The organism is Winogradskyella jejuensis (genome assembly GCF_900129745.1).
GTDB classification, from domain to species: Bacteria; Bacteroidota; Bacteroidia; order Flavobacteriales; family Flavobacteriaceae; genus Winogradskyella; species Winogradskyella jejuensis.
In genome coordinates, this window is the sequence record NZ_FQWS01000001.1 from 1,397,874 (window position 1) to 1,423,659 (window position 25,786).

The 25,786-nt window shown below is 34.9% G+C and carries 24 protein-coding genes; 16 read left to right on the forward strand and 8 right to left on the reverse strand.

What is annotated here, in order from left to right; all coding sequences use genetic code 11:
• Positions 1–198: 198 nt before the first annotated feature.
• Both BUB95_RS06510 and BUB95_RS06515 read left to right on the forward strand, forming a co-directional pair.
• Positions 199–3,642 carry a hypothetical protein gene (locus BUB95_RS06510; RefSeq protein ID WP_073084463.1) on the forward strand — a complete coding sequence of 1,148 codons (3,444 nt, stop codon included), beginning with the start codon at positions 199–201 and terminating at the stop codon, positions 3,640–3,642.
• Between the two features lie 96 nt (positions 3,643–3,738).
• Positions 3,739–4,299, forward strand: coding sequence for a hypothetical protein (locus tag BUB95_RS06515; protein ID WP_073084466.1), 561 nt, complete (start codon positions 3,739–3,741; stop codon positions 4,297–4,299).
• 63 nt (positions 4,300–4,362) lie between these two features.
• On the opposite strand, the gene BUB95_RS06520 is transcribed toward BUB95_RS06515, so the two are convergent.
• A complete protein-coding gene (locus BUB95_RS06520; protein WP_073084468.1) occupies positions 4,363–5,907 on the reverse strand; it encodes a glycine--tRNA ligase in 1,545 nt (514 codons plus the stop codon).
• Between the two features lie 113 nt (positions 5,908–6,020).
• Here BUB95_RS06520 and BUB95_RS06525 point away from each other — a divergent pair, with 113 nt between their 5' ends.
• Entirely contained in the window at positions 6,021–6,701 is a 681-nt protein-coding gene (locus tag BUB95_RS06525; RefSeq protein ID WP_073084470.1) for a ComF family protein, read from the forward strand.
• A 108-nt stretch (positions 6,702–6,809) separates the two neighbouring features.
• A complete protein-coding gene (locus BUB95_RS06530) occupies positions 6,810–8,429 on the forward strand; it encodes an Ig-like domain-containing domain (RefSeq protein ID WP_073084473.1) in 1,620 nt (539 codons plus the stop codon).
• Here BUB95_RS06530 and BUB95_RS06535 read toward each other — a convergent pair.
• Positions 8,416–9,195, reverse strand: coding sequence for an amidohydrolase (locus BUB95_RS06535; protein WP_073084474.1), 780 nt, complete (start codon positions 9,193–9,195; stop codon positions 8,416–8,418). The genes BUB95_RS06530 and BUB95_RS06535 overlap by 14 nt on opposite strands.
• A 114-nt stretch (positions 9,196–9,309) precedes the next feature.
• Here BUB95_RS06535 and BUB95_RS06540 point away from each other — a divergent pair, with 114 nt between their 5' ends.
• Positions 9,310–10,500: a serine hydrolase domain-containing protein gene (locus BUB95_RS06540; protein WP_394333618.1), complete on the forward strand. Its 1,191-nt coding sequence runs from the start codon at positions 9,310–9,312 to the stop codon at positions 10,498–10,500.
• On the opposite strand, the gene BUB95_RS06545 is transcribed toward BUB95_RS06540, so the two are convergent.
• On the reverse strand, positions 10,497–11,012 hold the full coding sequence (locus BUB95_RS06545) for a coiled-coil domain-containing protein (protein ID WP_073084479.1): 516 nt from the start codon (positions 11,010–11,012) through the stop codon (positions 10,497–10,499). The genes BUB95_RS06540 and BUB95_RS06545 overlap by 4 nt on opposite strands.
• A 67-nt stretch (positions 11,013–11,079) precedes the next feature.
• The gene (locus BUB95_RS06550) at positions 11,080–12,222 is read right to left on the reverse strand and encodes a methionine aminotransferase (RefSeq protein ID WP_073084481.1); all 1,143 of its coding nucleotides are present in this window, start codon (positions 12,220–12,222) and stop codon (positions 11,080–11,082) included.
• Positions 12,223–12,311: 89 nt separating this feature from the next.
• Between BUB95_RS06550 and BUB95_RS06555 the strand changes: the two genes are divergently transcribed.
• A complete protein-coding gene (locus tag BUB95_RS06555) occupies positions 12,312–14,399 on the forward strand; it encodes a S46 family peptidase (protein WP_073084483.1) in 2,088 nt (695 codons plus the stop codon).
• An 8-nt stretch (positions 14,400–14,407) separates the two neighbouring features.
• On the opposite strand, the gene BUB95_RS06560 is transcribed toward BUB95_RS06555, so the two are convergent.
• Both BUB95_RS06560 and ahcY read right to left on the reverse strand, forming a co-directional pair.
• Positions 14,408–14,875: a DUF1569 domain-containing protein gene (locus BUB95_RS06560; RefSeq protein ID WP_073084485.1), complete on the reverse strand. Its 468-nt coding sequence runs from the start codon at positions 14,873–14,875 to the stop codon at positions 14,408–14,410.
• A 115-nt stretch (positions 14,876–14,990) separates the two neighbouring features.
• Positions 14,991–16,307, reverse strand: coding sequence for an adenosylhomocysteinase (ahcY, locus tag BUB95_RS06565; RefSeq protein ID WP_073084487.1), 1,317 nt, complete (start codon positions 16,305–16,307; stop codon positions 14,991–14,993).
• A gap of 134 nt (positions 16,308–16,441) precedes the next feature.
• On the opposite strand from ahcY, the gene BUB95_RS06570 reads away from it, so the two are divergent.
• From BUB95_RS06570 to BUB95_RS06605, 8 genes are all read left to right on the forward strand, one after another.
• Positions 16,442–17,068: a 4'-phosphopantetheinyl transferase family protein gene (locus tag BUB95_RS06570; RefSeq protein WP_073084489.1), complete on the forward strand. Its 627-nt coding sequence runs from the start codon at positions 16,442–16,444 to the stop codon at positions 17,066–17,068.
• Positions 17,068–17,793, forward strand: coding sequence for a phosphoglycerol geranylgeranyltransferase (locus tag BUB95_RS06575; RefSeq protein ID WP_073084492.1), 726 nt, complete (start codon positions 17,068–17,070; stop codon positions 17,791–17,793). The genes BUB95_RS06570 and BUB95_RS06575 overlap by 1 nt, the downstream gene beginning before the upstream one ends.
• 1 nt (position 17,794) lies before the next feature.
• Positions 17,795–18,055: a hypothetical protein gene (locus BUB95_RS06580; RefSeq protein ID WP_073084494.1), complete on the forward strand. Its 261-nt coding sequence runs from the start codon at positions 17,795–17,797 to the stop codon at positions 18,053–18,055.
• Complete coding sequence (pnuC, locus tag BUB95_RS06585) at positions 18,039–18,671, forward strand: nicotinamide riboside transporter PnuC (RefSeq protein ID WP_073084496.1); 633 nt, start codon at positions 18,039–18,041, stop codon at positions 18,669–18,671. The genes BUB95_RS06580 and pnuC overlap by 17 nt, the downstream gene beginning before the upstream one ends.
• A complete protein-coding gene (locus BUB95_RS06590) occupies positions 18,632–19,201 on the forward strand; it encodes an AAA family ATPase (RefSeq protein ID WP_073084498.1) in 570 nt (189 codons plus the stop codon). The genes pnuC and BUB95_RS06590 overlap by 40 nt, the downstream gene beginning before the upstream one ends.
• Positions 19,198–20,751, forward strand: a complete 1,554-nt coding sequence (locus BUB95_RS06595) for a DUF4301 family protein (protein WP_073084500.1) — start codon at positions 19,198–19,200, stop codon at positions 20,749–20,751. Before BUB95_RS06590 ends, BUB95_RS06595 begins: the two co-directional genes overlap by 4 nt.
• 1 nt (position 20,752) lies before the next feature.
• A complete protein-coding gene (gene arfB, locus BUB95_RS06600; protein ID WP_073084502.1) occupies positions 20,753–21,157 on the forward strand; it encodes an alternative ribosome rescue aminoacyl-tRNA hydrolase ArfB in 405 nt (134 codons plus the stop codon).
• Positions 21,158–21,502: 345 nt separating this feature from the next.
• On the forward strand, positions 21,503–23,878 hold the full coding sequence (locus tag BUB95_RS06605; protein ID WP_083573325.1) for a TonB-dependent receptor: 2,376 nt from the start codon (positions 21,503–21,505) through the stop codon (positions 23,876–23,878).
• Here BUB95_RS06605 and BUB95_RS06610 read toward each other — a convergent pair.
• Entirely contained in the window at positions 23,875–24,306 is a 432-nt protein-coding gene (locus BUB95_RS06610) for a hypothetical protein (RefSeq protein WP_073084504.1), read from the reverse strand. The genes BUB95_RS06605 and BUB95_RS06610 overlap by 4 nt on opposite strands.
• A 171-nt stretch (positions 24,307–24,477) precedes the next feature.
• On the opposite strand from BUB95_RS06610, the gene greA reads away from it, so the two are divergent.
• Both greA and BUB95_RS06620 read left to right on the forward strand, forming a co-directional pair.
• Complete coding sequence (greA, locus tag BUB95_RS06615) at positions 24,478–24,951, forward strand: transcription elongation factor GreA (RefSeq protein ID WP_073084507.1); 474 nt, start codon at positions 24,478–24,480, stop codon at positions 24,949–24,951.
• Between the two features lie 88 nt (positions 24,952–25,039).
• Complete coding sequence (locus tag BUB95_RS06620) at positions 25,040–25,438, forward strand: HIT family protein (protein ID WP_073084509.1); 399 nt, start codon at positions 25,040–25,042, stop codon at positions 25,436–25,438.
• On the opposite strand, the gene BUB95_RS06625 is transcribed toward BUB95_RS06620, so the two are convergent.
• Positions 25,428–25,784 (reverse strand): hypothetical protein, encoded by a 357-nt coding sequence (locus BUB95_RS06625; protein ID WP_073085134.1) that lies wholly within the window; start codon positions 25,782–25,784, stop codon positions 25,428–25,430. The genes BUB95_RS06620 and BUB95_RS06625 overlap by 11 nt on opposite strands.
• Between the last annotated feature and the right edge of the window lie 2 nt (positions 25,785–25,786).

Genomic DNA, 25,786 nt, shown 5'->3' on the forward strand with positions numbered 1-25,786 from the left:
AAGTCTCATTTTAAGTTTTAAACATAAATACTGTCTGTTCGAGCGCAGTCGAGAACTATTAAATTGAAATAATATTAAAAACCTCTCGACTGCGCTCGAGGAGACATAATTCTCATTTAGCCAAAAATAAATAATACTGTACTTTTACAATGCTTTTTATTGTGAAATATGTCTTAAATAAAGGCGTTAGTTTTCTATATGCGAATTATAATTACTTTTTTTTGTGTTCTGCTTTCATTTACTGCCTTCGGTCAGAGCAAATCGAGTAACTATCGCACAAAAAGAATAGCTGTAAAGGATTCTATAAAAATCGATTCTGTAAGCATCAACCCTAGTCTTTTTAAGGTAAAATCTAAGACAGGAGAAGTTATCGATTCTACATTATATTCAATAGATTTTTCTAAATCTGTTTTACGATTTAAAACACCTCAAGCTATTGATACCATCATCGTAGAATATTTACGTTACCCAGATTTTATAACCAAAATCTATAGCCAATTAGATGATAATATCATTGTGCAAAATACAGAGGCGAGGCAGAAACTCTATCAATTTCAAAATACAAAACGGAATACCAATTTTACGCCTTTTGATGGTTTAACCACATCTGGAAGCATTTCTCGTGGTGTCACGATTGGAAACAATCAAAACTCAGTTTTGAATAGTGAATTAGATTTGCAGATTTCAGGTAAATTAAGTGAAAAAGTATCTTTAAGAGCATCTATACAGGATGCCAATATTCCGTTACAGGAAAGTGGATTTTCGCAGCGTTTGGATGAGTTTGATCAGATTTTTATTGAAATATTTAGTAAAGATTGGCGTATAAGAGCAGGAGATATCGATTTGATGAATAACACGAGCTATTTTAATGGATTTAGTAAGCGTGTGCAAGGACTTTTTGTTAATGCAAATTTGAGTGAAAAAACATCTGTTTTTGCATCAGGAGCTTTGGTGCGTGGGCAGTTTACCACAAGTCAGTTTACGGCTCAAGAAGGCAATCAAGGCCCTTATAAATTACGAGGGCAAAATGGCGAATTGTTTGTTCTTGTGGTCTCTGGAAGTGAAACTGTTTATGTCAACGGAGTACCTTTAGAACGTGGTGAGAATAAAGATTACATCATCGATTATAATGCAGGCGAAATTATTTTCAACTCTACATTTCCGATAACTTCCGAAATGCGAATCACGGTCGATTACCAATTTAGCGAGCGTAATTATTCACGATTTACAGTTTATGGAGGTGGTAAATACGAAAGTGAAAAGCTAAAAATGAACCTCTCTGTATATTCTGAAAGTGATGCTAAAAATCAACCCCTGCAGCAAAATTTATCTACGGAGCAAGTTCAAATTTTGGCAAATGCAGGTGACGATATGAGTTTAATGACAGCACCATCTGCCGTTGAGGAAACGTTTTCAGAAAATAGAATTCTCTACCGAAAAGAAATGATAGGCGCAGAAGAAATTTTTGTGTTTTCTAACGATTCAAACGACCAATTATTTAGTGTACGTTTCACTTTGGTTGGAGACAACCAAGGGAACTATGTGTTGAGCAACGATAGTACCATTGCTAATATTTACGAATATGTGCCGCCAATAGCAGGAATTCCTCAAGGGAATTTTGAGCCAATTATTCAGTTAATTGCACCAGAGCGTCTACAGATAGCGACGCTTAACGGAACCTATATTCCAACAGAAAAGACAAATGTCTTTTTCGAATTATCTGGAAGTAAAAACGATTTAAACTTATTTTCTGGAATTGACGACAGTAACAATGATGGTTTTGCGGGGAAGTTAAAATTTCAACAAAAAATTATTAAAAAAGATAGCACTTGGAATGTTTCAGCACTTGCAGATGTGGATTATCTTCAAGATAACTTTAGAACGGTCCAACGTTTGTACCGACCTGAATTTGCGCGTGATTGGAATTTAGATAATTCTCAAGCCAATCAAGGCAATGTGAGTTTAGGAAATCAGTTATTATTTAATTCTGGAGTGCAAGTATTTCATCATAAAAAAGGGAGAGCCGCCTATACTTTTGAGCATCTTAATTATTCTGAAAACTTTAATGGAAATCGTCATAATCTCAACGCCGATTTTCGATTGGGGAACTTCACTATTTTTTCAAAATCGAGTGCATTGACGAGTAATTCTACGGTCAATGAGTCTAAATTTACACGTTCTTTTAATCGGGTAGTTTACGGAAAAGGTAATAAATGGGCGGGCGTTAAAGTAGCTTTAGAAGACAACGAACAAACCGAAAAAGTAACAGGAAACCTTACGGCTTTAAGTCAAAAATTCACCTCTTATGAAGCCTTTGCAGGTGTTGGGGATAGTACAAAATTATTTGTAGAGTTGGGTTACATCAACCGCGTTAACGATAGTCTAAGAGATGGCCAATTACAGCGTGTTAATACATCAAACACCTATTACTTAAAGTCTAGATTAATCCAAAGTAAAACCTCGAGTCTTCAACTATTTGTTAATTACAGAAACTTGAAAGCTGAAGACAATTTAGTTGAAGATGAGCAATCTTTAAATAGCCGATTAAACTACAACCAGCGTTTGTTTAAAAACGTGTTGTTGCTGAATACCAGTTACGAAACCAATTCAGGAACCTTACCACAACAAGATTTCACTTTTGTTGAGGTTGAAGCTGGTCAAGGGAACTTTACTTGGATAGATTATAACGAAAACGGCATCCAAGAATTGGGTGAATTTGAAACAGCACAATTTGCGGACCAGGGTAATTATATTCGAGTATTGCTACCTAATCAAGTGTTTGTCCAAACGCATCAAAATCGTTTTAGTCAAACCGTGACTTTTAATCCACAACCTTGGAATGTGTCAGAAAATAAATCGAAGAAGTTTTGGTCACATTTTTACAACCAAACCTCGTTTTTGGTCGATAATAAGTTGAGGCGTAATGGAAGTGATTTTAATCTTAATCCGTTTGAAGCTTTAAATGACGATAACGATAACGACCCAAATCGTTTAGGGCTGAATTTTAGTCTACGAAACGTCTTATTTTATAATCGTGGTAAGCAACGTTACACCACGTCTTACACGTTTTTAACCAATAAGAATCAAACCTTGCTATCTATTGGAGCACAGCAGAACAGATTACGAAGTCATCAAGTGAATTTTAATCACAAGTTTGCTAAAAGTTGGTTGCTAAATACCGAATGGAGCATTAGTAATTCTGAGAGCTTTAATGAAAGTTTTGCAACTAGAAACTTTAATATTGATGAAACCCAATTTCAACCAAAGTTGTCCTACATTTTTAATGAAAACGCACAGTTTGATGTGTTTTATCAATTCACGAATAAGATAAATACCATTGGAAATTCTGAAGAGTTGAGCCAAAATAATTATGGATTTTCTTTCACTTATAATAATGCACAAAAAGTGGCATTGACAGGAGAGTTCAACTACTTTCAGAATGATTATAATGGCAGTGCTAATACGCCAGTGGCATTTCAGATTTTAGAAGGTTTACAACCCGGACGAAATTTTACGTGGAGCTTGATTGCTCAGAAAAAGTTAACTAAGTTTTTAGACCTAAACTTTAATTATTTTGGGCGAAAAACTGAAACGTCGAAGACTATACATACAGGTACCGTACAGTTAAAGGCTTATTTTTAAAAAGTCAGAAATCATACGCAATCTTTTCTAAAACTTTACATCTTTGTGGTGTGATTCTAGATGTAAGAAACAACTAATTTCAATCACTATTAAAAAATGAAAAAAATACTTCTTAGCATCACCTTTTGTTCAATCTTTTTATGGTCTAATTCGCAATCTGCAAGCGTAGAAAAATCTGTTTTCGGAATACAAACGGGATTCTTAGGTATTTGGGCTCATAATGAATCTAAGCTGTCTAACCAGTTTGCATTAAGAACCGAGTTAGGTTTAGATGCGGGTATTTTAAGTAATGGGCCAAATGATTTTGGTTTGGCATTTGTAGCAGCAATTACACTTGAACCTCGTTGGTATTACAACTTCGATAGACGTGTTGATAGAAATAAACGAATAGATGGCAATTCGGGTAATTTTATCTCAATAAAAACGACGTATCATCCAGATTGGTTTGTTATTAATAATAATGACAATATTAATCTCATTGGCGATTTATCTATAATTCCCACGTATGGAATTAGACGACATGTAGGAAAGCACTTTAATTATGAAGCTGGTTTTGGTATTGGATATGTTCGCTATTTTAAAAAGGATAATGTTATTTTGTTCGATGAAGACGATGTCGCAGTTAATTTGCATCTAAGGATAGGGTATCGGTTTTAGAAAGTATCTCTTAAATAAAAAAGCCAACTCATTGAGTTGGCTTTTATTTAATTAGTTGTCAGATTACATTCTCATCAACCATTCCTTAACATCCACTTCTTTTTTTATGATGGATTTTAGGTCTTCAATCTTAACACGTTGCTGCTCCATAGTGTCTCTATGACGTATGGTTACGGTATTGTCTTCTAAACTTTCGCCATCAACCGTAATACAAAATGGTGTTCCATTAGCATCTTGTCTGCGGTAACGACGACCTACAGCATCTTTCTCGTCATAAGCGACGCTAAAGTCCCATTTTAAGTCTTCAATTATTTCTTTAGAGAGTTTAACTAAAGCCTCATCTTTTCTTACGAGTGGTAAAATAGCTGCTTTAACTGGTGCTAAAACTGCTGGTAATTTAAGAACTGTACGCGTCGTATTATTTTCTAATTCTTCTTCAACAAGTGAGTTCGAGAATACAGCCAAAAACATGCGATCGAGACCAATAGAAGTTTCTAATACGTAAGGTGTGTAACTCTCATTAACTTCATGGTCAAAATACTGTAATTTCTTTCCAGAATGCTCTTCGTGTTGTTTTAAATCAAAATCAGTACGAGAGTGTATACCTTCTAATTCTTTAAACCCAAATGGGAATTTAAATTCTATATCAGTAGCTGCATCTGCATAGTGTGCTAATTTTTCATGGTCATGAAAACGGTAGTTGTCTTCACCTAATCCGAGTGACAAATGCCATTTCAAGCGGTGTTCTTTCCAATATTTAAACCATTCAGTTTGCGTACCCGGTTTTATAAAAAACTGCATTTCCATCTGTTCAAACTCACGCATTCTAAAGATAAACTGGCGTGCTACAATCTCGTTTCTAAAAGCTTTTCCGGTTTGTGCAATACCAAACGGAATCTTCATGCGCCCCGTTTTTTGCACATTTAAGAAGTTAACAAATATACCTTGTGCCGTCTCTGGTCTTAGGTACAAGTCCATAGCAGAATCTGCTGATGCACCGAGTTTGGTGCCAAACATAAGGTTAAACTGCTTTACGTCTGTCCAGTTTTTACTTCCAGAAAGTGGGTCAGCAATTTCAAGTTCTTCGATGAGTGCTTTTACATCAGCTAAATCCTCGTTTTCTAAAGATTTACCCATTCGAGACAAAATAGTATTTATCTTTTCTTGGTAGCCTAAAACACGGCCGTTGGTTGAGATGAATTCGTCTTTATTAAAAGCGTCTCCAAAGCGTTTTTCAGCTTTTTTAACTTCTTTTTCAATCTTTGCTTCAATCTTAGCGCAGTAGTCTTCGATTAAAACATCGGCACGGTAACGTTTTTTAGAATCTTTATTATCAATTAAAGGGTCATTAAACGCATCGACGTGACCAGACGCTTTCCAAGTAGTAGGATGCATAAAAATTGCAGCATCAATACCTACAATATTTTCATTCATTTGCACCATGGCTTTCCACCAATAGTCGCGTATATTTTTCTTTAACTCTACACCGTTTTGTGCGTAATCATAAACCGCACTTAAACCGTCGTAAACTTCACTACTCTGAAATACATAACCGTACTCCTTAGCATGAGAGATTACCTTCTTAAATTGATCATCGTTATTTGCCATGCTGCAAAAATAAAAAACCGCCACAATTAATGTCTCTTTTTTCTAATTTATAGTCACTTAAAAATTATGTATTACATTTAAGTTGAAAAGCGAAAGACTTATAATTATTCAACGTGTTTCAAAACTTAATCAATCTCTTCTTTCCACAAATTTGTGAAGCGTGCAAAACGCCACTCAGTGACAACGAGAAAGTGATATGTGTTTCTTGTAGACACGATTTGCCTGTAACCAATTTTCATTTTGAAGCTAATGATGCCATAAAAAAGATGCTTTATGGTCGTGTTCAGTTAGAAAGTGCTACCGCGTTACTTCATTTTTCAAAAAAAGGATTAGTACAAGAATTACTACATAATCTAAAATATCGAGGACATGAACATATCGGTGAATTTTTCGGTAATTGGCTCGGCGCCGAATTAAAGTCTGTAGAAGATTATAAAAATATTGATGTAGTGATACCAGTCCCAATTCACAAAAACAAACTTAGAGAGCGTGGTTACAATCAGGTAACAAAATTTGGTGTGGCTATTGCCAAAGCATTAGAAACCGATTATAGAGAACATGGCTTATTAAAAGTAGAGCTTACTAAAACACAAGTTTTTAAAGATAGAATTACACGCTTTGATGATGCTGAGAAACGTTTTGATAATGGAGATTTCAGTGGGTTAGAGCGTAAGCATATTTTGCTTGTAGACGATGTTATAACCACCGGCGCAACTATAGAAGCTTGTGCAACACTCCTTAAAACAATTCCAGAGGTAAAGATAAGTGTGGCAACCATGGCAGTTGCTGAATAGTTTTGTGAATTATCTTCTTTAAGATTCGCTATTTTCACAACAATTTAGAGAATGATGTTTCGTTATTGATAGAATTAAGTTGTTAATTTGCTTAAATTTTTCAAGTTTATGTTTTCAAAATCCTTAAAGGTATTTCTTGCAATTGCAGTGTCTATTCTTTTTGTAGTAGGCTGCGCCAGTAGAGGTAGACCAGATGGCGGACCAAAGGATGAAACACCACCAGAAATTACTAGTGAATCTCCAGCGAATTTTTCGACTAATTTTAATGCTGAAGAAATTAGAATTTACTTTAATGAGTATGTAAAAATCAAAGATTTACAGAAGCAATTGATTATTTCTCCACCAATGGAGACCCCACCAGTAATTACACCATTGGGAACAGCGAGCAGGTACATAAAGATTAAGATTAAAGATACCTTAAAGCCTAATACCACTTATGCTTTTAATTTTGGAAATAGTATAGTAGATAATAACGAAGAGAACCCGTATCAGTACTACAGGTATGTGTTTTCAACAGGAGATACGATAGATTCTTTGTCTGTAAAGGGCGCTGTTTTTGATGCCGAGAGTAGAAGTGCAGACCCATTTATTTCGGTAATGCTTTACGAGGCAGATACGAGTTATACAGATTCAATTATATTTAAGCAAAAGCCGAAATTTATTACTAATACTCTAGATAGTTTAACCATGTTTAGCATTGAAAATATCAAAGCTGGAACCTATAAAATTGTTGCACTTAAAGACGAAAATGGGAATTTTACATTCCAGTCAAAAACGGATAAAATAGGATTTTATGAAGGTACAATTACTGTGCCTACAGATTCTACATATAATATTAAGTTGTTTAAAGAAGAGCCAGACTTTAAAGTGTTTAAACCAAGTCAAGTTGCTGAGCAGCGTATTATGTTTCCATTTGAAGGAAATTTAGAAACTGTAGACATAGAAATTCAATCAGATTCTATAAAAAATCTAGAATATAAGCTCACCAGAGACAAAGAAACGGATAGTTTATATTATTGGTACAAGCCAAAAGTGGAAATAGATTCTGCTTCATTTTTAGTAAAGAGTGAATCGTTTACAGAGACATTTAAGTACAAGTTTAGAAAAGGCGAAGAAGACTCTCTAGTCGTTACACCACTAAGAGCAGGAACTTTAGGTTTTAATGATGTATTTACACTCGAAGCTACTACGCCTTTCAGTAAAATTGACACTACAAAAATTAAACTTATAGATAACGACTCGTTAAAAGTACCCTATAAAATAGAGCTAGATGAAATTTACAATCGTTATAAATTTAAAGTTGATTTGGAGGAATCTCAAAAGTATAAAATGGAGCTTTTACCATCTGCTATTACAGATTTTTATGGCGAAGTTAATGATACGCTCAACTTTAGTTTCTCTACTCGAAAAAAAGCCGATTACGGCAATATACGCGTTAATTTAGTTAATGCTAAACTCCCTGTTATTGTTCAGCTAACGGATGATAATGGAAAGGTTCTTTATGAACGATATGCAGATGAATATCCTGTAGTAGATTTTAGTGATATTGACCCGAGGCAATACCAACTACGTGTTATTTTTGATGAAAACAAGAATAGAAAGTTTGATACAGGGAATTACCTTAGAAAAATTCAGCCAGAACGAATAAGTTACTATCCGAATTTAGAAGATACTAATGTGCGTGCGAATTTTGACTTCGTAGTTACATTTACCCTTATTGAAGAGTAAAGGAGTCTCTGTCGTTCAAAAAATTGAGTTTATTTCGGTAATAGTCGATATGGTTTTTATCTGAAGTCACGATTTTTATACCACTTTCATTAGGATTAAAATCAGTCAACTTTTCACCCAAAACATCATAGCAAGCCGAATGACCTGGGTAATCATGTCCGCTATCATCTTTACCAATTCTGTTAACACCAATGCAATAGCTCATATTTTCAATAGCTCGCGCTTTTAGCAATGCATCCCAAGCATTTATACGTGGTTTTGGCCAGTTAGCAACGTAAAGCAATACATCGTAACCTTCTGTATTCCTCGCCCAAACAGGAAAACGCAAATCGTAACAAATTAAAGGCCGAATTTTAAAACCTTTATAATTGATTATGGTTTTTGAAGTTCCTGAGGTGTAAACTTTATGTTCTCCAGCAAGTGTAAATGTGTGGCGCTTATCGTAACTATCTATTTTTCCATTTGGATGAATAAAAATTAAACGATTATAATAGTTGCTGTTTTCTGAAATCACTAGACTCCCAACAATAGCAGCCTTTTTTTTCTTCGCTAATTCTTTAAGCCAGGCGATGGTTTCACCATCCATAGTTTCGGCAACTTCTGAAGCATTCATCGTAAAACCAGAAGTAAACATTTCAGGTAAAACAATAAGGTCAACTTGTTCCGAAATATCATTAATTTCATGTTGTAATTGCTCGCGATTTGCAGTTGGATTTTCCCAAACTAAATCGGTTTGTATGAGTGCAACTTTAAGTTCAGTTTTCATCTAATTGAATTCTTGAAAAATCTGTTTTATAAGATTTACTTCGTTAGTTATAATTGCTCTTTTTCGTCAAACGTCCACAATAGACTTCCATGATTTAAAATTAGTAAATTTACGATGCTTATAAAATTAATTAACGCCAATTGTAATATGTTTCTAACACGTGCTTGTTTTATATTCGTTCTACTTACGTCATTCTCTCACCTTACGGCTCAAATACAATATTTCCCAGAACGAAATGCAACTTGGGAAACAAAATCGCCAGCAGATGTAAAGGTTGATTCCGAATGGTTGAATGATGCAGTAGAATTTGCAGAAGCTAACGAATATTCTGGCTCTAGAGATTTGCGCATTGCCATTTTAAAGGGTTTCGCTCGTGAGCCATTTCATGAGATTTTGGGGCCTACAAAAAAACGTGGTGGACCAGCAGGACTCATTCTAAAAGATGGTTATCTTATTGCAAAATGGGGCGATACTAAACGAGTGGATATGACCTTTAGTGTTACCAAGAGTTTTCTCTCTACGGTAACTGGCTTGGCTGTAGATGAAGGTTTAATTAAAGACGAAACTGATTTTGTAAAAGACTATGTTTGGGATGGCACATTTGCAGGTGAACATAATTCAAAAATTACTTGGCAGCATTTATTACAACAGAATAGCGATTGGTCTGGCGAAATCTGGGGCGGAAAAGATTGGGCAGACCGACCACCAAGAGAAGGCGATTTGGACGATTGGAAAAACAGAAAATATAAAGAACCAGGGACACATATGGAATATAATGATGTACGTGTAAATGTACTGGCATATTCGGCATTACAAGTGTGGCGCAAACCTTTACCACAAGTGCTAAAAGATGAGGTTATGGATAAGATTGGGGCTTCAACGACTTGGCGCTGGTTCGGTTACGATAATGCATGGACAACCATAGACGGGCTTAAAATGAAATCAGTTACTGGCGGAGGACATTCTGGTGCTGGATTATTTATTTCGGCAGAAGATATGGCACGTTTTGGCTTATTGTTTTTGAATAACGGCAAATGGAAAAACGAGCAAATTATAAGTGAAAATTGGATTAAACGTGCCATTAAACCATCAAAACCTAATGTAAATTATGGTTACATGTGGTGGCTAAACAAAAAAGGACCACGTCACTGGGAAAACGTTTCAGAAGATATTTATTACGCTGCAGGTTTTGGCGGAAACTTTATAATTATAGACAAAAAAACCAACGTCGTCGTAGTGACACGCTGGTTAGAACCTTCAAAAGTTGGTGAGTTTATGCAAACTTTAACCAAAGCATTTAATTAACGTATAGCTTCTAGTTGTTTTTTTGTTTCAATCACCTTTTCTCTTAGTTTTAAGATGTCTTTTTCGTAATCAATTTTGTCTTTGTCTGAAAGATTCCCGTTTTTCTTCAGTTTTTCAAATTCACGTTCTTTAGTTATCAAAGCCATTTTAGCATCAATATAAGCTTCTCTAGCTTTTTCAAGATTTCGTTTTTTATCTTGGATGGTTTCGACCTTGTCTTCTAAAGTCTTTATTTGGTCTTTTAGACTTTTAATTTGGTTATTCAAATTTTCAAGTTCCTCTGCACGCTGTTCTTCTGCTTGTAAACGGTCTTGTAAAACGCTTTTAATATCACTTTTTTGTTGAGATGTTAACTCTTCAGTAACGTTTTTTTCACCTATAAAAAAGTCGTCATTTTTAATCGAATAGACTTTTCCAGAGTCCATAATTACTTTTTGTGTACCGCCGCAGGACAACAAAATTGATAAAATAATGAATAAGCTTGCTAGTTGTTTAAAATTTCTAATTGTCATAATGTGGTTTTATCTTTAATATAATTTCAAGATTACCAAATTGCAAAAAAGCAGCGTTAAACGTTTTCTAAATTTTGTTAAGGATTTCTGAAGCTTTTAAAAGGGTTTCGTCCGTTTTAGCAAAGCAAAAGCGTAACACTTTATCATCTTTTTGATTGAGATTAAATACCGATAGCGGAATACAAGCAATACCGAATTCTGTTGTTAATCGCTTGGCAAAATCTACATCATTTTCATCAGTAATGTCTGAATAATCCAACACTTGAAAATAGGTACCTTTTGAAGGTGTAAACTTGAATTTTGAATCTTTTATCAAACTTAGAAACAAATCTCTTTTTTGCTGAAAAAATTGATTTAGACCCAAATAGGTGTTGGCATCTTCCATATAATCGGCAATGCCTTTTTGCGATGGATGGTGCACCGAAAACACATTGAATTGATGCACTTTTCTAAATTCTTGCATTAAATATTCTGGAGCGCAAGTGTAGCCAATTTTCCAACCTGTGTTATGAAATGTTTTCCCGAAAGATGCCGTAATAAAACTACGTTGTTTTAAACCTTGAAATAAGCATGCACTTTGATGCTGCTCGCCGTCAAAAACAATATGCTCGTAAACCTCGTCACTTAATACGATAATATCTGTGCCTTCGGTTAGTCTTTGAAGTTGAAGCATATCATCTTTAGACCAAATGGTTCCGCTTGGATTGTGAGGTGAATTAATCAAAATCATCTTTGTTTTAGACGATAGTTTTGAGGCGACCTTATTCCAATCAGGTTTGTAATCTGGAGCAGACAATTGGATAGGAATTACTTTTCCACCATTAACTTCAACCGCAGGTTCGTAGCAATCGTAAGCAGGTTTAAAGACAATAACTTCATTATTTGGTCTTACAAAAGCAGATACAATACAATAAATGGCTTGGGTCGCTCCAGCAGTTACTGTGATTTCTTTTTCAGGATGATAGGTGCTGTTGTACAACCTTTGGTATTTATTGGCAATGGCGAGCCGCAAATCTAAATTCCCAGCCATAGGCGCATATTGGTTGTAGCCACTATTCATAGCGTTGTTGACCAAATCAATCAACTTTTGGTCACTTGCGTAATTTGGGAAACCTTGAGATAAATTAATGGCATTATGCTGATTTGCCAATGCGCTCATTATCGTAAAAATGGTGGTGCCGACGTCTGGGAGTTTGGAGGTAAAATTCATAAGAATAAAGATACTTTAAAATCCGATATTTCGAGTTGGCAAAAGCCTATCCTTTTTTATCTTTACTGTAATTAAAAATAGTAGAGATTATGCGTATTTTAAAAGTCATTATTTTATTTCTTGTTTTTCAAGTTTCGGCACAACAAGGTGGTATGTGGATTCCTTCGCTCTTAGAGGGAATGAATGAAAGCGAAATGCAAAGTTTAGGAAGTAAACTTACAGCCAAAGATATTTACGACGTTAACAATTCTAGCTTAAAAGATGCTATTGGTCATTTTAACGGTGGTTGTACAAGCGAAGTAATTTCTCCTAAAGGGCTCTTACTTACCAATCATCACTGCGGTTTTAGTCAGATTCAGTCCCATTCATCTTTAGAAAACGATTATTTAAAAGATGGTTTTTGGGCTATGAATTTTGAAGAAGAAATTCCAAATGAAGGGCTTTTTGTAGAGTTTATTGTTAGAATTGAGGACGTTACAGATGCAATGCTTAAGAATGTTTCAGATGCGATGAGTCCTCGCGAAAAACAATCGCAAATCGATAAGAATAGAAATGCTGTTGAAAAAAATATAGTTAAAGAAGAATGGCAAGATTTTAAGATTCGTCCGTTTTATAAGGGCAATCAATATTATTTATTTATTACCGAACGTTTTGAAGATGTACGTTTAGTAGGAGCGCCACCGAGTAGTATTGGTAAATTTGGTAGTGACACCGACAATTGGGTTTGGCCAAGACATACGGGAGACTTCTCTCTATTTAGGATTTATGCCGATAAGAATAATAGACCTGCAAAATACAGTAAGGACAATGTGCCTTACACGCCTAAGCATTTTTTACCAGTTTCTTTGGATGGTGTTGAAGAAGGTGATTTTACGATGGTTTTTGGTTTTCCTGGACGTACAAACGAATATCTTCCTGCTGTAGCTGTAGAGCAGATTACGCAAAAGCTAAATCCGTCTAACATTGCAATTAGAGAAGCTGCTCTAAAAGTTATTGATGCCAGTATGAAAGCCGATGACCAAATACGCATTCAATATGCATCAAAACAAGCGCGTATCGCCAATGCCTGGAAGAAATGGATAGGAGAAAATCAAGGGATTGAAAAAAGTGGTGCTGTAGAAATAAAAAGACAGTTCGAAAAAGAGTTTGTTAAGGCTCTAACGGACCAAGGAAAAGAAGCAGCATACGGAAATATTTTACCAGAATTTGAGAAGCTTTACAAAGAGTTTGAGACAGTAAATGTAAAGCGTAACAATTTTGTGGAGGTCTTTTTACGCTCTAACGAGCTAATGCAAATGATGTTCCGATTAGTTCAAATGGAAAATACGGCGAATAGAGGCGAAGAAGCTTTTGAAAAGGCAAGAATGTCAATGGTAAATCAATTAAAAGGAATTCATAAAAACTATAATTCTGCTGTAGACAAAGGTGTTTTCGAAGCTGTAATGCCGCTATATAGCTCTAATTTTGATGCTTCTATTTATGATAATACAGCTTTTGTAAATTTAGAAAGCGCACTAAAATTATTAGAAGGAGACTCTAAAACTGTCTTACAAAAATTAAATGACGATGCGGCTTACCAATACGCTAAACCTCTTGTTTTAGAGTTTTATACCAATTTAGAGCCAGAATTTCAGCGAATTAATACCCAAATTAATGCATTGCAAACCAAATACATGAAAGCCTTGATGGAAGTGCTTCCTGAAGAACGGTATTTCCCAGATGCTAACAGCACGCTAAGGGTTACTTATGGTAAAGTAAATGGTTATGCGCCTAGAGATGCTGTTTATTATAATCCTGTAACCTATTTAGATGGTGTTATGGAGAAATATGTACCAGGCGATTACGAGTTTGATGTGCCACAAAAACTGAGAGATTTATACGAAGATAAAGATTATGGACCATATGCAGACAAAAATGGAAAATTACCTATTTGCTTTTTAGGAACCAATCATACGACTGGAGGAAACTCTGGTAGTCCGGCCATTGATGCTGAAGGTAATTTAGTCGGTTTAAATTTTGATCGCGTTTGGGAAGGCACCATGAGTGATATTTATTACGACCCAGAAATTTGCCGAAATATAATGGTGGATTTACGTTATGTCTTGTTTATTATAGATAAATATGCTGGTGCAAAACACTTAATAGAGGAAATGAAATTAGTACATCCGAAGAAGTAAGGTTTAGATTATTTATTTGTCATATCACTAATAATTTTTAGATGATGCTTAGTATGTATTTCTAAAAATCGAGTCACACGTTTTTTGTTGATATGTCCAAACATTGGGTGCTTAAAATAAGCGTTTTGGGGTAAAGAATTAATAGTTTCAATATTTTTTTTGGCGTTAGCAACTTGGTTAATAAGGTCCGCTTTTTCTATAACTTCTGGTGGTCTAACGTGTTTTGGAGCTTTGGCTTTTCCACGTGGGAATTTTCCAAGGGTTAGTAAAAATCTTCCAACAAGTGTTATATTTTTTTTGTAGGTGTTTGGGTCAGAGGATTGCATGGCTAAGCACACATTATTTATCACTTTTAGACTATGGTCTATTTGCCAACCCACCGTAGATTCTGAGACTTTTGGATTCGTAAATTCGTGTTGCGGAATATAAGACTCTAAGGTTTTTATATAGTCGGAAAGTTTATTTTGTGGTGTCATTAGATATATTTTAGGAAAGGTAAATAAAAAAATCCCAAACATTGCTGCTTGGGATTTTGTAGCATGAGATGCTGAATCTCCCGACGTTTCAGGACAGCATGACAAATTGATAGTTTTAGTAACGGTAATGTTCTGGCTTGTATGGCCCTTCAACAGTTACACCAATATATTCAGCTTGGTCAGATTTAAGCTCTGTTAGCTCCACACCAATCTTTTCTAAGTGTAATTTTGCTACTTTTTCGTCTAAGTGCTTTGGTAACATGTACACTTCGTTTCCGTAAGCTTCACTGTTGTTCCAAAGTTCGATTTGTGCTAAAGTTTGGTTTGTAAATGAGTTACTCATTACAAAACTTGGGTGACCAGTTGCACAACCTAAGTTTACTAAACGACCTTCTGCTAATACAATGATGTCTTTTCCATCAACAGTATATTTATCTACTTGCGGCTTAATCGTGTTTTTTGTATCACCGTAGTTATCGTTTAACCAAGCCATCTGGATTTCGTTATCAAAGTGACCGATGTTACAAACGATAGTTTTATCTTTCATAGCTTGGAAGTGCTCAGCACGTACAATATCTTTGTTTCCTGTCGTAGTGATTACAATATCAGAATTTCCAACAACTGTTTCTAAACGCTTAACTTCAAAACCATCCATTGCTGCTTGTAACGCACAAATTGGGTCAATTTCAGTTACCGTAACGATAGAACCTGCACCTTTAAAAGAAGCAGCAGTACCTTTACCAACATCTCCGTAACCACAAACTGTTACACGCTTACCAGCTAACATAACGTCCGTCGCACGACGAATGGCGTCTACTGCAGATTCTTTACAGCCGTATTTATTATCAAATTTAGACTTCGTCACTGAATCGTTAACATTGATTGCAGGCATTGGTAATGTTCCGTTTTTAACACGCTCGTATAAACGGTGAACACCTGTTGTTGTCTCTTCAGAAAGTCCTTTGATGCCATCAGCTAAGTGAGGATACTTGTCTAAAACCATGTTAGTTAAATCGCCACCATCATCCAAAATCATATTTAATGGTTTGCGGTCTTCACCAAAGAATAACGTTTGCTCAATACACCAATCAAACTCTTCTTCTGTCATATCTTTCCAAGCATAAACAGCAGTTCCGGCAGCAGCAATAGCAGCAGCTGCTTGGTCTTGTGTAGAGAAGATGTTACAAGAACTCCAAGTGACTTCTGCACCAAGGGCTTGTAATGTTTCGATTAATACAGCAGTTTGGATGGTCATGTGTAAACATCCAGCAATACGTGCACCTTTTAACGGTTGCTCGTTTTTATACTCTTCGCGTAAACTCATTAAACCTGGCATTTCTGCTTCGGCTAATTCAATTTCTTTTCTTCCCCAAGCCGCTAACGACATGTCTTTTACTTTGTTTGGAACGTAAGCAATAGTCTTTGTACTCATTTTTTATTTTTTCTTGTGTTTATATGGAATGATAACGTTGGGAAACGAACTTAAAATTGGTTAAATTCGCCTTTCAAAATTAATCATCCTGCCTTAGGCGGTGCAAAGATAATCAATAACATTTATAATACTAAATGCCGCTGTATAAATCCATTAGCGTTAACACACAAACTACTGTTAAAATTTGGAAGATTGAAGAATCTTATGATGATTTAATGAGGCCTCTTGACCTTAAACCAAACAGTTTGGAGCGTGTATTAGGCATGAAAAGCGAGTTGCACCAACGTGGATTTTTAAGTGTACGTCATTTGCTTCGCGAATTTGGATATACCGACCAAGATTTGTTTTACGATGAATATGGAAAGCCACATCTTAAAGACGGAAAGCATATATCCATTACACACAGCTTTACATTTTCGGGAGTGATTGTAAGTGATGCTGAAGTTGGTATCGATATTGAAAAACAACGGGAAAAGATAGCTATCATCGCTAAGAAATTTGTGGATTATGAGTTTAATTATCTAAAACCAGAAGCTGAAGATTATGTGCGAAAACTAACCGTAATTTGGGGAATAAAAGAATCGCTCTATAAATTGTTCGCTACACCTGGCATGTTGTTTAGAGAACATTTTTTGGTGATTCCGTTTACGTTTGAAGATGATGAAACGGTGTGTTGGATTGATTATGATGGACGAAAATACAGATACAATTCGTATTATTTAGAGTTCGAAGGTTTTACTTGTGCATATGTTTTAGGCTGATGAGTGCGATTTATCACAACATAAAGTCAGCTGCAAAACAGAAAAAGAAACAATTAGCCATTTTAATCGACCCAGATAAAGTGAAGATTGAAAATTTGGGCAAATTCGCTCAAAAAATCAATAAATCCATAGCGACTCATATTTTTGTTGGTGGAAGCACGGTTGAAGAAAATGAAACAGAAAACGTTGTTCTTGAACTAAAAAAGCATACCAAATTACCAGTAATTTTATTTCCTGGAGATGTAACACAAATCACAGACAAAGCCGATGGTATTTTGTTTTTGTCTTTAATATCAGGTCGGAATCCAGATTATTTAATAGGAAAACACGTCGAAGCTGTGCCGAAGTTATTTAGGTCTGGATTGGAAGTCATCCCAACAGGATATATTTTAATTGAAAACGGAAAAGAAACTTCGGTTGAACGCGTAAGCCAAACAAAACCAATACCAAAGCAAGACATTGAAATCATAATAAACACCGCAAAAGCAGGCGAATATTTAGGACAAAAATTAATATATCTCGAAGCCGGAAGTGGCGCAAAAGAGCCTGTAAATTTTAAAGCTATTTCAGAAGTCAAAAAAAGATTAGAAATCCCGCTAATTGTTGGTGGCGGAATTAGAACCAAAGAAGCCTTAGATTTGGCATACAATTCTGGAGCAGATTTGGTAGTCATAGGAACAGCTTTTGAGGAAGATGAAAGTTTCTTCGAGGAAATAAAAGTATAAGATGAAAATATCTATAGAACTCACATTTACGCCACTAAAAGACGATTACGAACCGCATATTATTGCATTTATAAAAGCGCTTCGGAATTCAGAATTTACGGTTTTAGAAAATCCCCTAAGTACACAAGTTTATGGTGATTATAATAAAGTGATGCCTTTTCTTCAAACTGAAATTGAAAAAGCATTTACAGACGTGGATATTGCCGTTTTGCAAATGAAATTGGTAAAAACCGATAGAAGTGATTATGAGCCAGATTTTTAATTTCTTTTTCGGGCAATATTTAGACTATTCGACGATTGATATCGTTTTAGAAATCACTGCTGTAGTTTTTGGATTTCTCTCAGTTTGGTTTTCAAAACAAAATAAGATTTGGGTATTTCCAACAGGAATGATAAGCACTCTCATTTTTGTTTATCTATTATTAAAATGGGAACTTTTAGGCGATATGATGATAAACGCCTATTACTTTATAATGAGTGTTTACGGTTGGTATATCTGGACACGAAAGGTTGATGATAGTCATGTCACACCAATTTCTATAACCACATTAAAGGAAAAGAAAATAAGCGCTCTTATTTTTATAGCCACTTTAATTTTTGTCTTTTTAGTCTATAAAACCTTTGATAAGTGGAATGGTTGGGTTGCTTATGTCGATACTGTTACAACAGCCATTTTCTTTGTCGGTATGTGGCTCATGGCAAGACGAAAATTAGAAAATTGGATATTTTGGATAATAGGAGATATCATTTCTGTTCCTTTGTATTTTTATAAAGGTTTTACATTTACGAGCTTTCAATATTTGGGCTTTACAATTATTGCCATTTTTGGCTATCTCGCATGGAAGAAGAACTTAGACAGCAAAAAAGCAATTGCATAAAAATTGTATTATTCGGACCAGAATCTACAGGAAAAACTACGCTTTCTAGACAACTAGCCGAACACTACAACACACTTTGGGTACCCGAATTTGCGCGAGACTATCTTCAAGAAAAATGGGATAGAGAACAAAAAACCTGTGAGCCAAAAGATTTAGTGCCAATTGCTATTGGACAAATGAAATTAGAAAATGAATTGAGCCAAAAAGCTAATAAAGTCTTAATTTGTGATACCGATTTGTTAGAAACTAAAGTTTATAGCGAGGTATATTACCAAGGAAGTTGCGATCCAATTTTAGATAAATACGCTATCCAAAATCAGTATGACTTATATTTTTTAACTTATATTGATACGCCTTGGGAGGCTGATGATTTAAGAGACAAGCCTAATGAAAGAGAGCGAATGTTTAAGGCATTTGAAAATGCTTTAAAACAAAATGAAAGACCTTACGTTTTGCTCAAAGGCGGAAAGAATGAACGCTTAGAAAAAGCGATTTTTCATATTGATGAATTATTAAAAATAACAGATTGAAGTTTTCAGAAAACGACATAAAACAAATAGAAAACCATAACCTGACTCTTGCACAAGTTAAGAATCAAATTCAGCAGTTTAAAGACGGTGTTAACTACTCAGATATTTGTGCAGCGGCAACAGTTGGCGAAGGTATTTTGGCCCCTACTTACGAGCAAGTCGATGAGTTCATTAAATATTTCGATTCAAAAAAAGATGATATTTCTATCGTAAAATTCGTGCCCGCGTCTGGCGCAGCAACACGGATGTTTAAGTTTCTGTTTGAATTTTTAAAAGAATACAATCCGGTACTTCAGTCTCTAAACGCCTACATCAATCGCAATGGTTTAAAAGATTTACCATTATTTTTAATTGCCTTAGAAAAGTTTCCATTTTACGAGCGCGTTTTGGAACAGATACACAATAATGGTATTGATTACAAAAGTCTAAATCCAAACCAGAAAGCGTACGAGTTTGTAAAGGCAATGCTTGAAGAAGACCAATTAAATTTTGGCAGTTTCCCAAAGGGATTGTTTCCTTTTCATAAATACAACAACGATATTTCCACAGCTTTTGAAGAGCATTTGTTCGAGATGGCATTTTACGGCTCTCGAAAAACACCACTAAGAGTCCATTTCACTATTTCCGAAAAGCATAAAGACAAATTTACCGAGGAGTTTAGGCGTATCGAAGAACGGGTTGAAGCTATAACTGGTTTTCCTTATGAGATATCCTTTTCGTACCAGCACCAATCAACAGATACTATTGCGTTGACTACTAAAAATGAACCGTTTAGAAACGAAGATGGGAGTCTGTATTTTAGACCTTCAGGTCATGGTGCATTGTTGAAAAATCTGAACGAAATTGACGCTGATTTAATATTTATCAGCAATATTGATAACGTCGTTGTAAAGCATTATAAAGCCGAAGTTGCCAAATATAAAAAAGTGTTGGCTGCAATTTTACTTCAGTCCAAAGCGCAGGTATTTCAATATATTCAGCTATTAAAAAATGAAGAGGTTACTGAAGCGCAACTAAACGAAGTTGGCGAATTTATTTCAAACAAGCTCAACTATTCAATTTCTGAAGAGTTTGAGAGATATTCTCATAAATATAAAGTCGAATATCTTATGGAAGCCTTAAACAGGCCAATTCGGGTTTGCGGAATGGTGCAAAATGAAGGCGAACCAGGTGGCGGACCTTTTTGGGTGAAAGATGAATCTGGTCGTTTATCACTTCAAATTGTAGAATCTGCTCAAGTGAATAAAAAGGATAAAGAGCAAAAACGTATTATGGCAAATGCGACACATTTTAATCCGGTTGACATTGTGTGTTCTATAAAAGATTTTGAAGGAAATACCTTTGATTTACAACAATTTGTCAACGAAAAAGCAGGCTTTATTACCATGAAAACAAAGGTTGGTAAAGACATTAAAGCGCTTGAATTACCTGGACTTTGGAACGGAAGTATGGCGTATTGGAATACTATTTTTGTTGAAGTTCCTATTTTAACCTTCAACCCAGTGAAAACGGTAAATGATTTGCTGAAACCATCGCACCAATTAAGCTAAGATGGAGTTTTCAGAATTACTCAAAGAAGTTAATTACAGAGCTGTTCGAAGCTCTGGAAGTGGCGGACAAAACGTCAATAAAGTGGCTACAAAAGTGGAATTGTATTTCAATTTGAAAAACACTACTTTTTTTACAGAAGAAGAAAAACTTAGACTTCAAGACTACTTCAATAACAGATTAACTAAAGATGGTATTTTAATTTTAAGCTGTGGCGAAACCCGAAGTCAGCTTAAAAATAAAACTATCGTTACCAAACGTTTTACCGAACTTATTACAGAAGGTTTAAAGGAAGAAAAAGATAGATTGCTAACTAAAATCCCGAAAGCCGTTAAGCGTAAAAGACTTCAAAACAAGCGAAAAACTTCAGAAAAAAAGGCAAACCGAAAACCGCCAAAGATTGATTAAAAAATCTTAAAATCTTACTCTTAAAACCGTAAATCCATATTATCTTTGCACCGTTCTCAAAAAAGGGGTGCCAATAAGTGGCTGAGATCATACCCATTGAACCTAGAACAGGTAATGCTGTTTAGGAAGCGAGCGTAAAGAAAATGTCTAGTAGACATTTTTAGCGAGTGCAATTAGGTTATCAATGTTGGTTTCACTTCTGAATATTTTGATAGAAAATTTTCTATCACACCATTCAAGATGAAATCAATTTTTAGTTTAAGATCACTAGTTAAACGTTCGAAATTTAATTATTAATAAAGAATAATTACCTCTTTTTATTCGATTATAAAACGCTATAGTCGTATGAAATCTAGTATTCTTAAACTTAAATCTTTTAACCATCTATTATGGTCTAGATTCAGTTTCGTCTTTCAAAATAATATAAGCGAAACTAAATTTTTATTCAAAAATTTGTCGCAATTTAAGCGGCAAAAACTTACAGTAGTACTTATTGTATTAGGCTTATGTTCTGCTTTTGGGCAAGAAAAAGAACAAGAAAAAGTAAAAGATTCAACTAAACCCGAAAAATTAGATGAGGTTTTGGTAAAAGCCGTCCGTGTGGACGCAAAATCGCCAATTACGCACTCTAACGTAGACAAAAAAGAATTGGCAAAACGTAATTTAGGACAGGATATTCCTGTGTTACTTAACTTTTTACCATCTGTGGTAACCACAACAGATGCTGGTGCGGGTATTGGTTATACTGGTGTTAGAGTTCGTGGTGTAAGTAGTCAATCGACTAATGTTACTATTAATGGTATTCCGTATAACGATGCGGAATCTTTAGGTACGTTTTGGGTTAATCTGGGAGACTTTTCGTCTTCAGTAGAAAGTCTACAATTGCAACGTGGTGTTGGTACATCAACTAATGGTTCTGGTGCCTTTGGAGCAAGTATTAATGTATTAACAGATGCGGTTTCTAAAGAAGCTAATGGACAAATTGCTAATTCTTTCGGGAGCTTTGGAACAAGAAAACACACGGTGAAATTTAGTACAGGTTTACTAAATAAGCATTTTGAAGTTGCTGGCCGTTTATCAAACATTCAGTCCGATGGTTTTATAGATCGAGCATCTTCAAACTTAAAATCGTATTTTCTTCAAGGGTCTTACGTAGATGACAATACCTTGATTAAAGCTATTACTTTTGCTGGTAATGAGGTGACATATCAATCATGGTATGGATTTGAAGCAGCTACAGTTGAGGCTATTGGTTTCAACCCTAACATTGATGAAAACAGACAATTCAATATTGCGGGAATTAAATTTGATGACCAAGGCAATTTTGAAGGCTACCATAACAATCAAGTCGATGATTACAGTCAAGATCATTACCAACTGCACTGGAATCAACGTTACAACAGCCAATGGTCAACAAACGTGGCATTAAACTACACATACGGCCGTGGTTTCTTTGAGGAATATGTAGATAATTATTTATACTCAAACATCTATTTTTCAGGAGATGCGACGTTTGATTTCCTAGGTCTAAATCCTATTACAGTAGATGGGGAAACCATAGATTCTATGGACTATATCCGTAGACGTTGGTTAGATAACAATTTTTATGTAGTTAATGCAAGTGCAAATTACAAAGCCGATAACTTAAATGCATTTTTTGGTGCGTCTTACAGCCGTTATGAAGGTGAACATTTTGGTGAAGTTATTTGGGCAGAGTACGCAAATCAAATTGATTTTGAAGAACGTTATTACGAAGGAAATTCAGAAAAAACAGATTTCAACGTTTTTGCAAAAGCTAATTATAGATTGAATGATAAATTGAGTTTATATGGTGATTTACAAGTGCGAAATGTAAAGTATGTTACCGAAGGGCTTAACTCAGATTTAGATGTTTTTGAGGTGGACAAAAAATTTACATTTTTTAACCCAAAAGCTGGAATTACTTACGATTTGAATGATAAAAACAGCTTCTATTTCTCATATGCTAGGGCAAATAGAGAACCAAACCGTTCAGACTTTGAAAACGATAATAATGTAAAACCAGAACAATTAAACGATTTTGAATTGGGTTGGAGACATACATCAAACAAACTGCGTTTCAATGCTAATATGTACTACATGTTGTACAATGAGCAATTGGTTTTATCTGGTCAGTTAGATAATTCAGGCTTCCCTATTAGAACAAATAGCGGTGAGAGTTACCGTTTAGGTTTAGAATTAGAAGCGGTAATTCCGGTGACTTCAAAATTTACAATTCAACCAAACGCAACATTTAGTACTAATAAAAACAAGGAAACTATTGTGTCTAGAGATGGCGCTATTGTTAATTTAGGGTCAACTGATATTTCATTTTCACCAGAATTGGTTGCAGCTAATGCTTTAGTTTTTCAACCAAACGAAAATTTACAGATGTCTTTACTGACCAAATATGTTGGTGAGCAATTTTTAAGTAATACCGAATCGGAATTTTCAAGATTAGATAGTTACCTAACTAATGATTTCAACATCAATTATACCATTAAAACAAAATCGGTTTTCGATTCTATTATATTAACAGGTTTGGTAAATAATATTTTCAACGAAAAATATGTATCAAATGGATATTACTACACGTTTGATGATGATTTTTCAAACCCAGGAACAGTAACAACTGTAGAAGGTGGCGGATTTTATCCTCAAGCAGGAACAAACTTTCTTTTAGGAGTTACACTTAACTTCTAATTAGAAATTACATATTGGTTATTACCTACAAATTCAACCCTGTATTCTTTTAGTGTGCAGGGTTGATTAGTTCCATTTAATACCTGACCCGTAATAAGGCTATACTCATTAGCATCTGCACATCCGCAGACAGCATTAATGCCATTGATGGTTAATATAGAGCAATTTTCAAAAGTGTGGTTAGGGTCTGCTGCGTCCCAAGCTCTAATTGTAGAGCTGTTAACCCTAGTAATAATTAGACCACCATTACCCTGTCCTTCTAGTCTTACAGAATTACCAGTATTTATAAGTTGACTAAATTGGGGTAGGTTAAGATTAATAGATGTATTAACCCCAACATTAAGTAAAAAGTTACAATTATTAATATTATCATTTCGGCTACAACCTAGTATAGCTAAGCATAGAAGTACCAATAATTTGTTTTTCATAGCAGTAATTTTCTTTTGTCGCAATTTACACAAATTAACACATCAGATAAATATTTTATATATTTGTATAGTTATCTCGTGAAAGCGGGATTTTTTCATTAAGTCCCGAATTCGTTTCGGGATATTTTGAATATAGCAACCAACGGATTGCTACCTAAAAACGAATAAAAGATGAGTAAAGTATCATATTATACCGCAGAAGGATTAAAAAAATTAAGAGACGAGTTAAATCATTTGAAAGATGTTGAGCGACCTAAAGCGTCACAAGCTATTGCCGAAGCTAGAGATAAAGGCGATTTGAGTGAAAATGCTGAATATGATGCAGCAAAAGAAGCGCAAGGAATGTTAGAAATGAAAATTTCTAAGATGGAAGAAACCTTAGCTAATGCTCGCGTTATAGATGAATCTCAACTAGACACATCAAAAGTTTTGGCATTATCTAAAGTGAAGATTAAAAACCAAACTAACGGTATGGAAATGACCTATACCTTGGTCGCAGAGAGTGAAGCGGATTTAGCGTCAGGAAAAATTTCTGTAAACTCACCAATTGGTAAAGGGTTATTAGGTAAATCTGTTGGAGATGTTGCCGAAATACAGGTGCCGAGCGGAATTATGAAGTTTGATATCTTAGAGATTTCTAGATAAAACGCATTACAAATTATAATTTTTAAGATTCCTGTCTATCTTCTTAAGCAGGAATCTTTTTATATTTACATACCTAATCCCCTTAATTATGGCATCAATTTTCACAAAAATTATTAATGGCGAACTACCTTCCTATAAAATAGCTGAGACCGAAGATTTTTATGCCTTTTTAGATATAAATCCAAATAGTAAGGGTCATACATTGTGCATTCCAAAAAAAGAGGTCAATAAAATTTTTGACCTTGATGAATCTACATATATGGGGCTTATGGCATTTTCACGTAGAGTTGCAAAAGCATTAGAAAAAGCAGTGCCATGCGAGCGAATAGGGATGTCTGTTATTGGTTTAGAAGTGCCACATGTACATGTACATTTAATTCCATTACATACTATGGAAGATGCTAGATTTGTCTCAAAACAAAAGCTATCAAAAGAGGAGTTTGAAGCATTAGCGGCTTCTATTGCTGCACATTTGACTAGAGCTTAATAATACCAAGCATTACAAGCGCTATGACTATAAATAGTAATATGTCTATTGCTATAAATACATAGCCAAATGGTTTAAGTTTCCAAGAACTTTTCTTAGGTACAATAGCACGTTCGTGGTAAGCCACAACACGTTCTATATCATCATCCCAACGTACAGGGTAAATTGTAGTATTACAGTTCTTACAATGCATTTCGTTAGAAGTATCACTTGTAATAGCTTTAAAAAAGATGTTCTCCGTCATTCTTTGTTTAAAGGTAAGTTGCAGGCCTTCGTTACTGTAACACTCGGGGCAGTTATTGTTTAGTTGAAATTCTTTTAATGTAAAATAATTTGAAGCTTTCATAA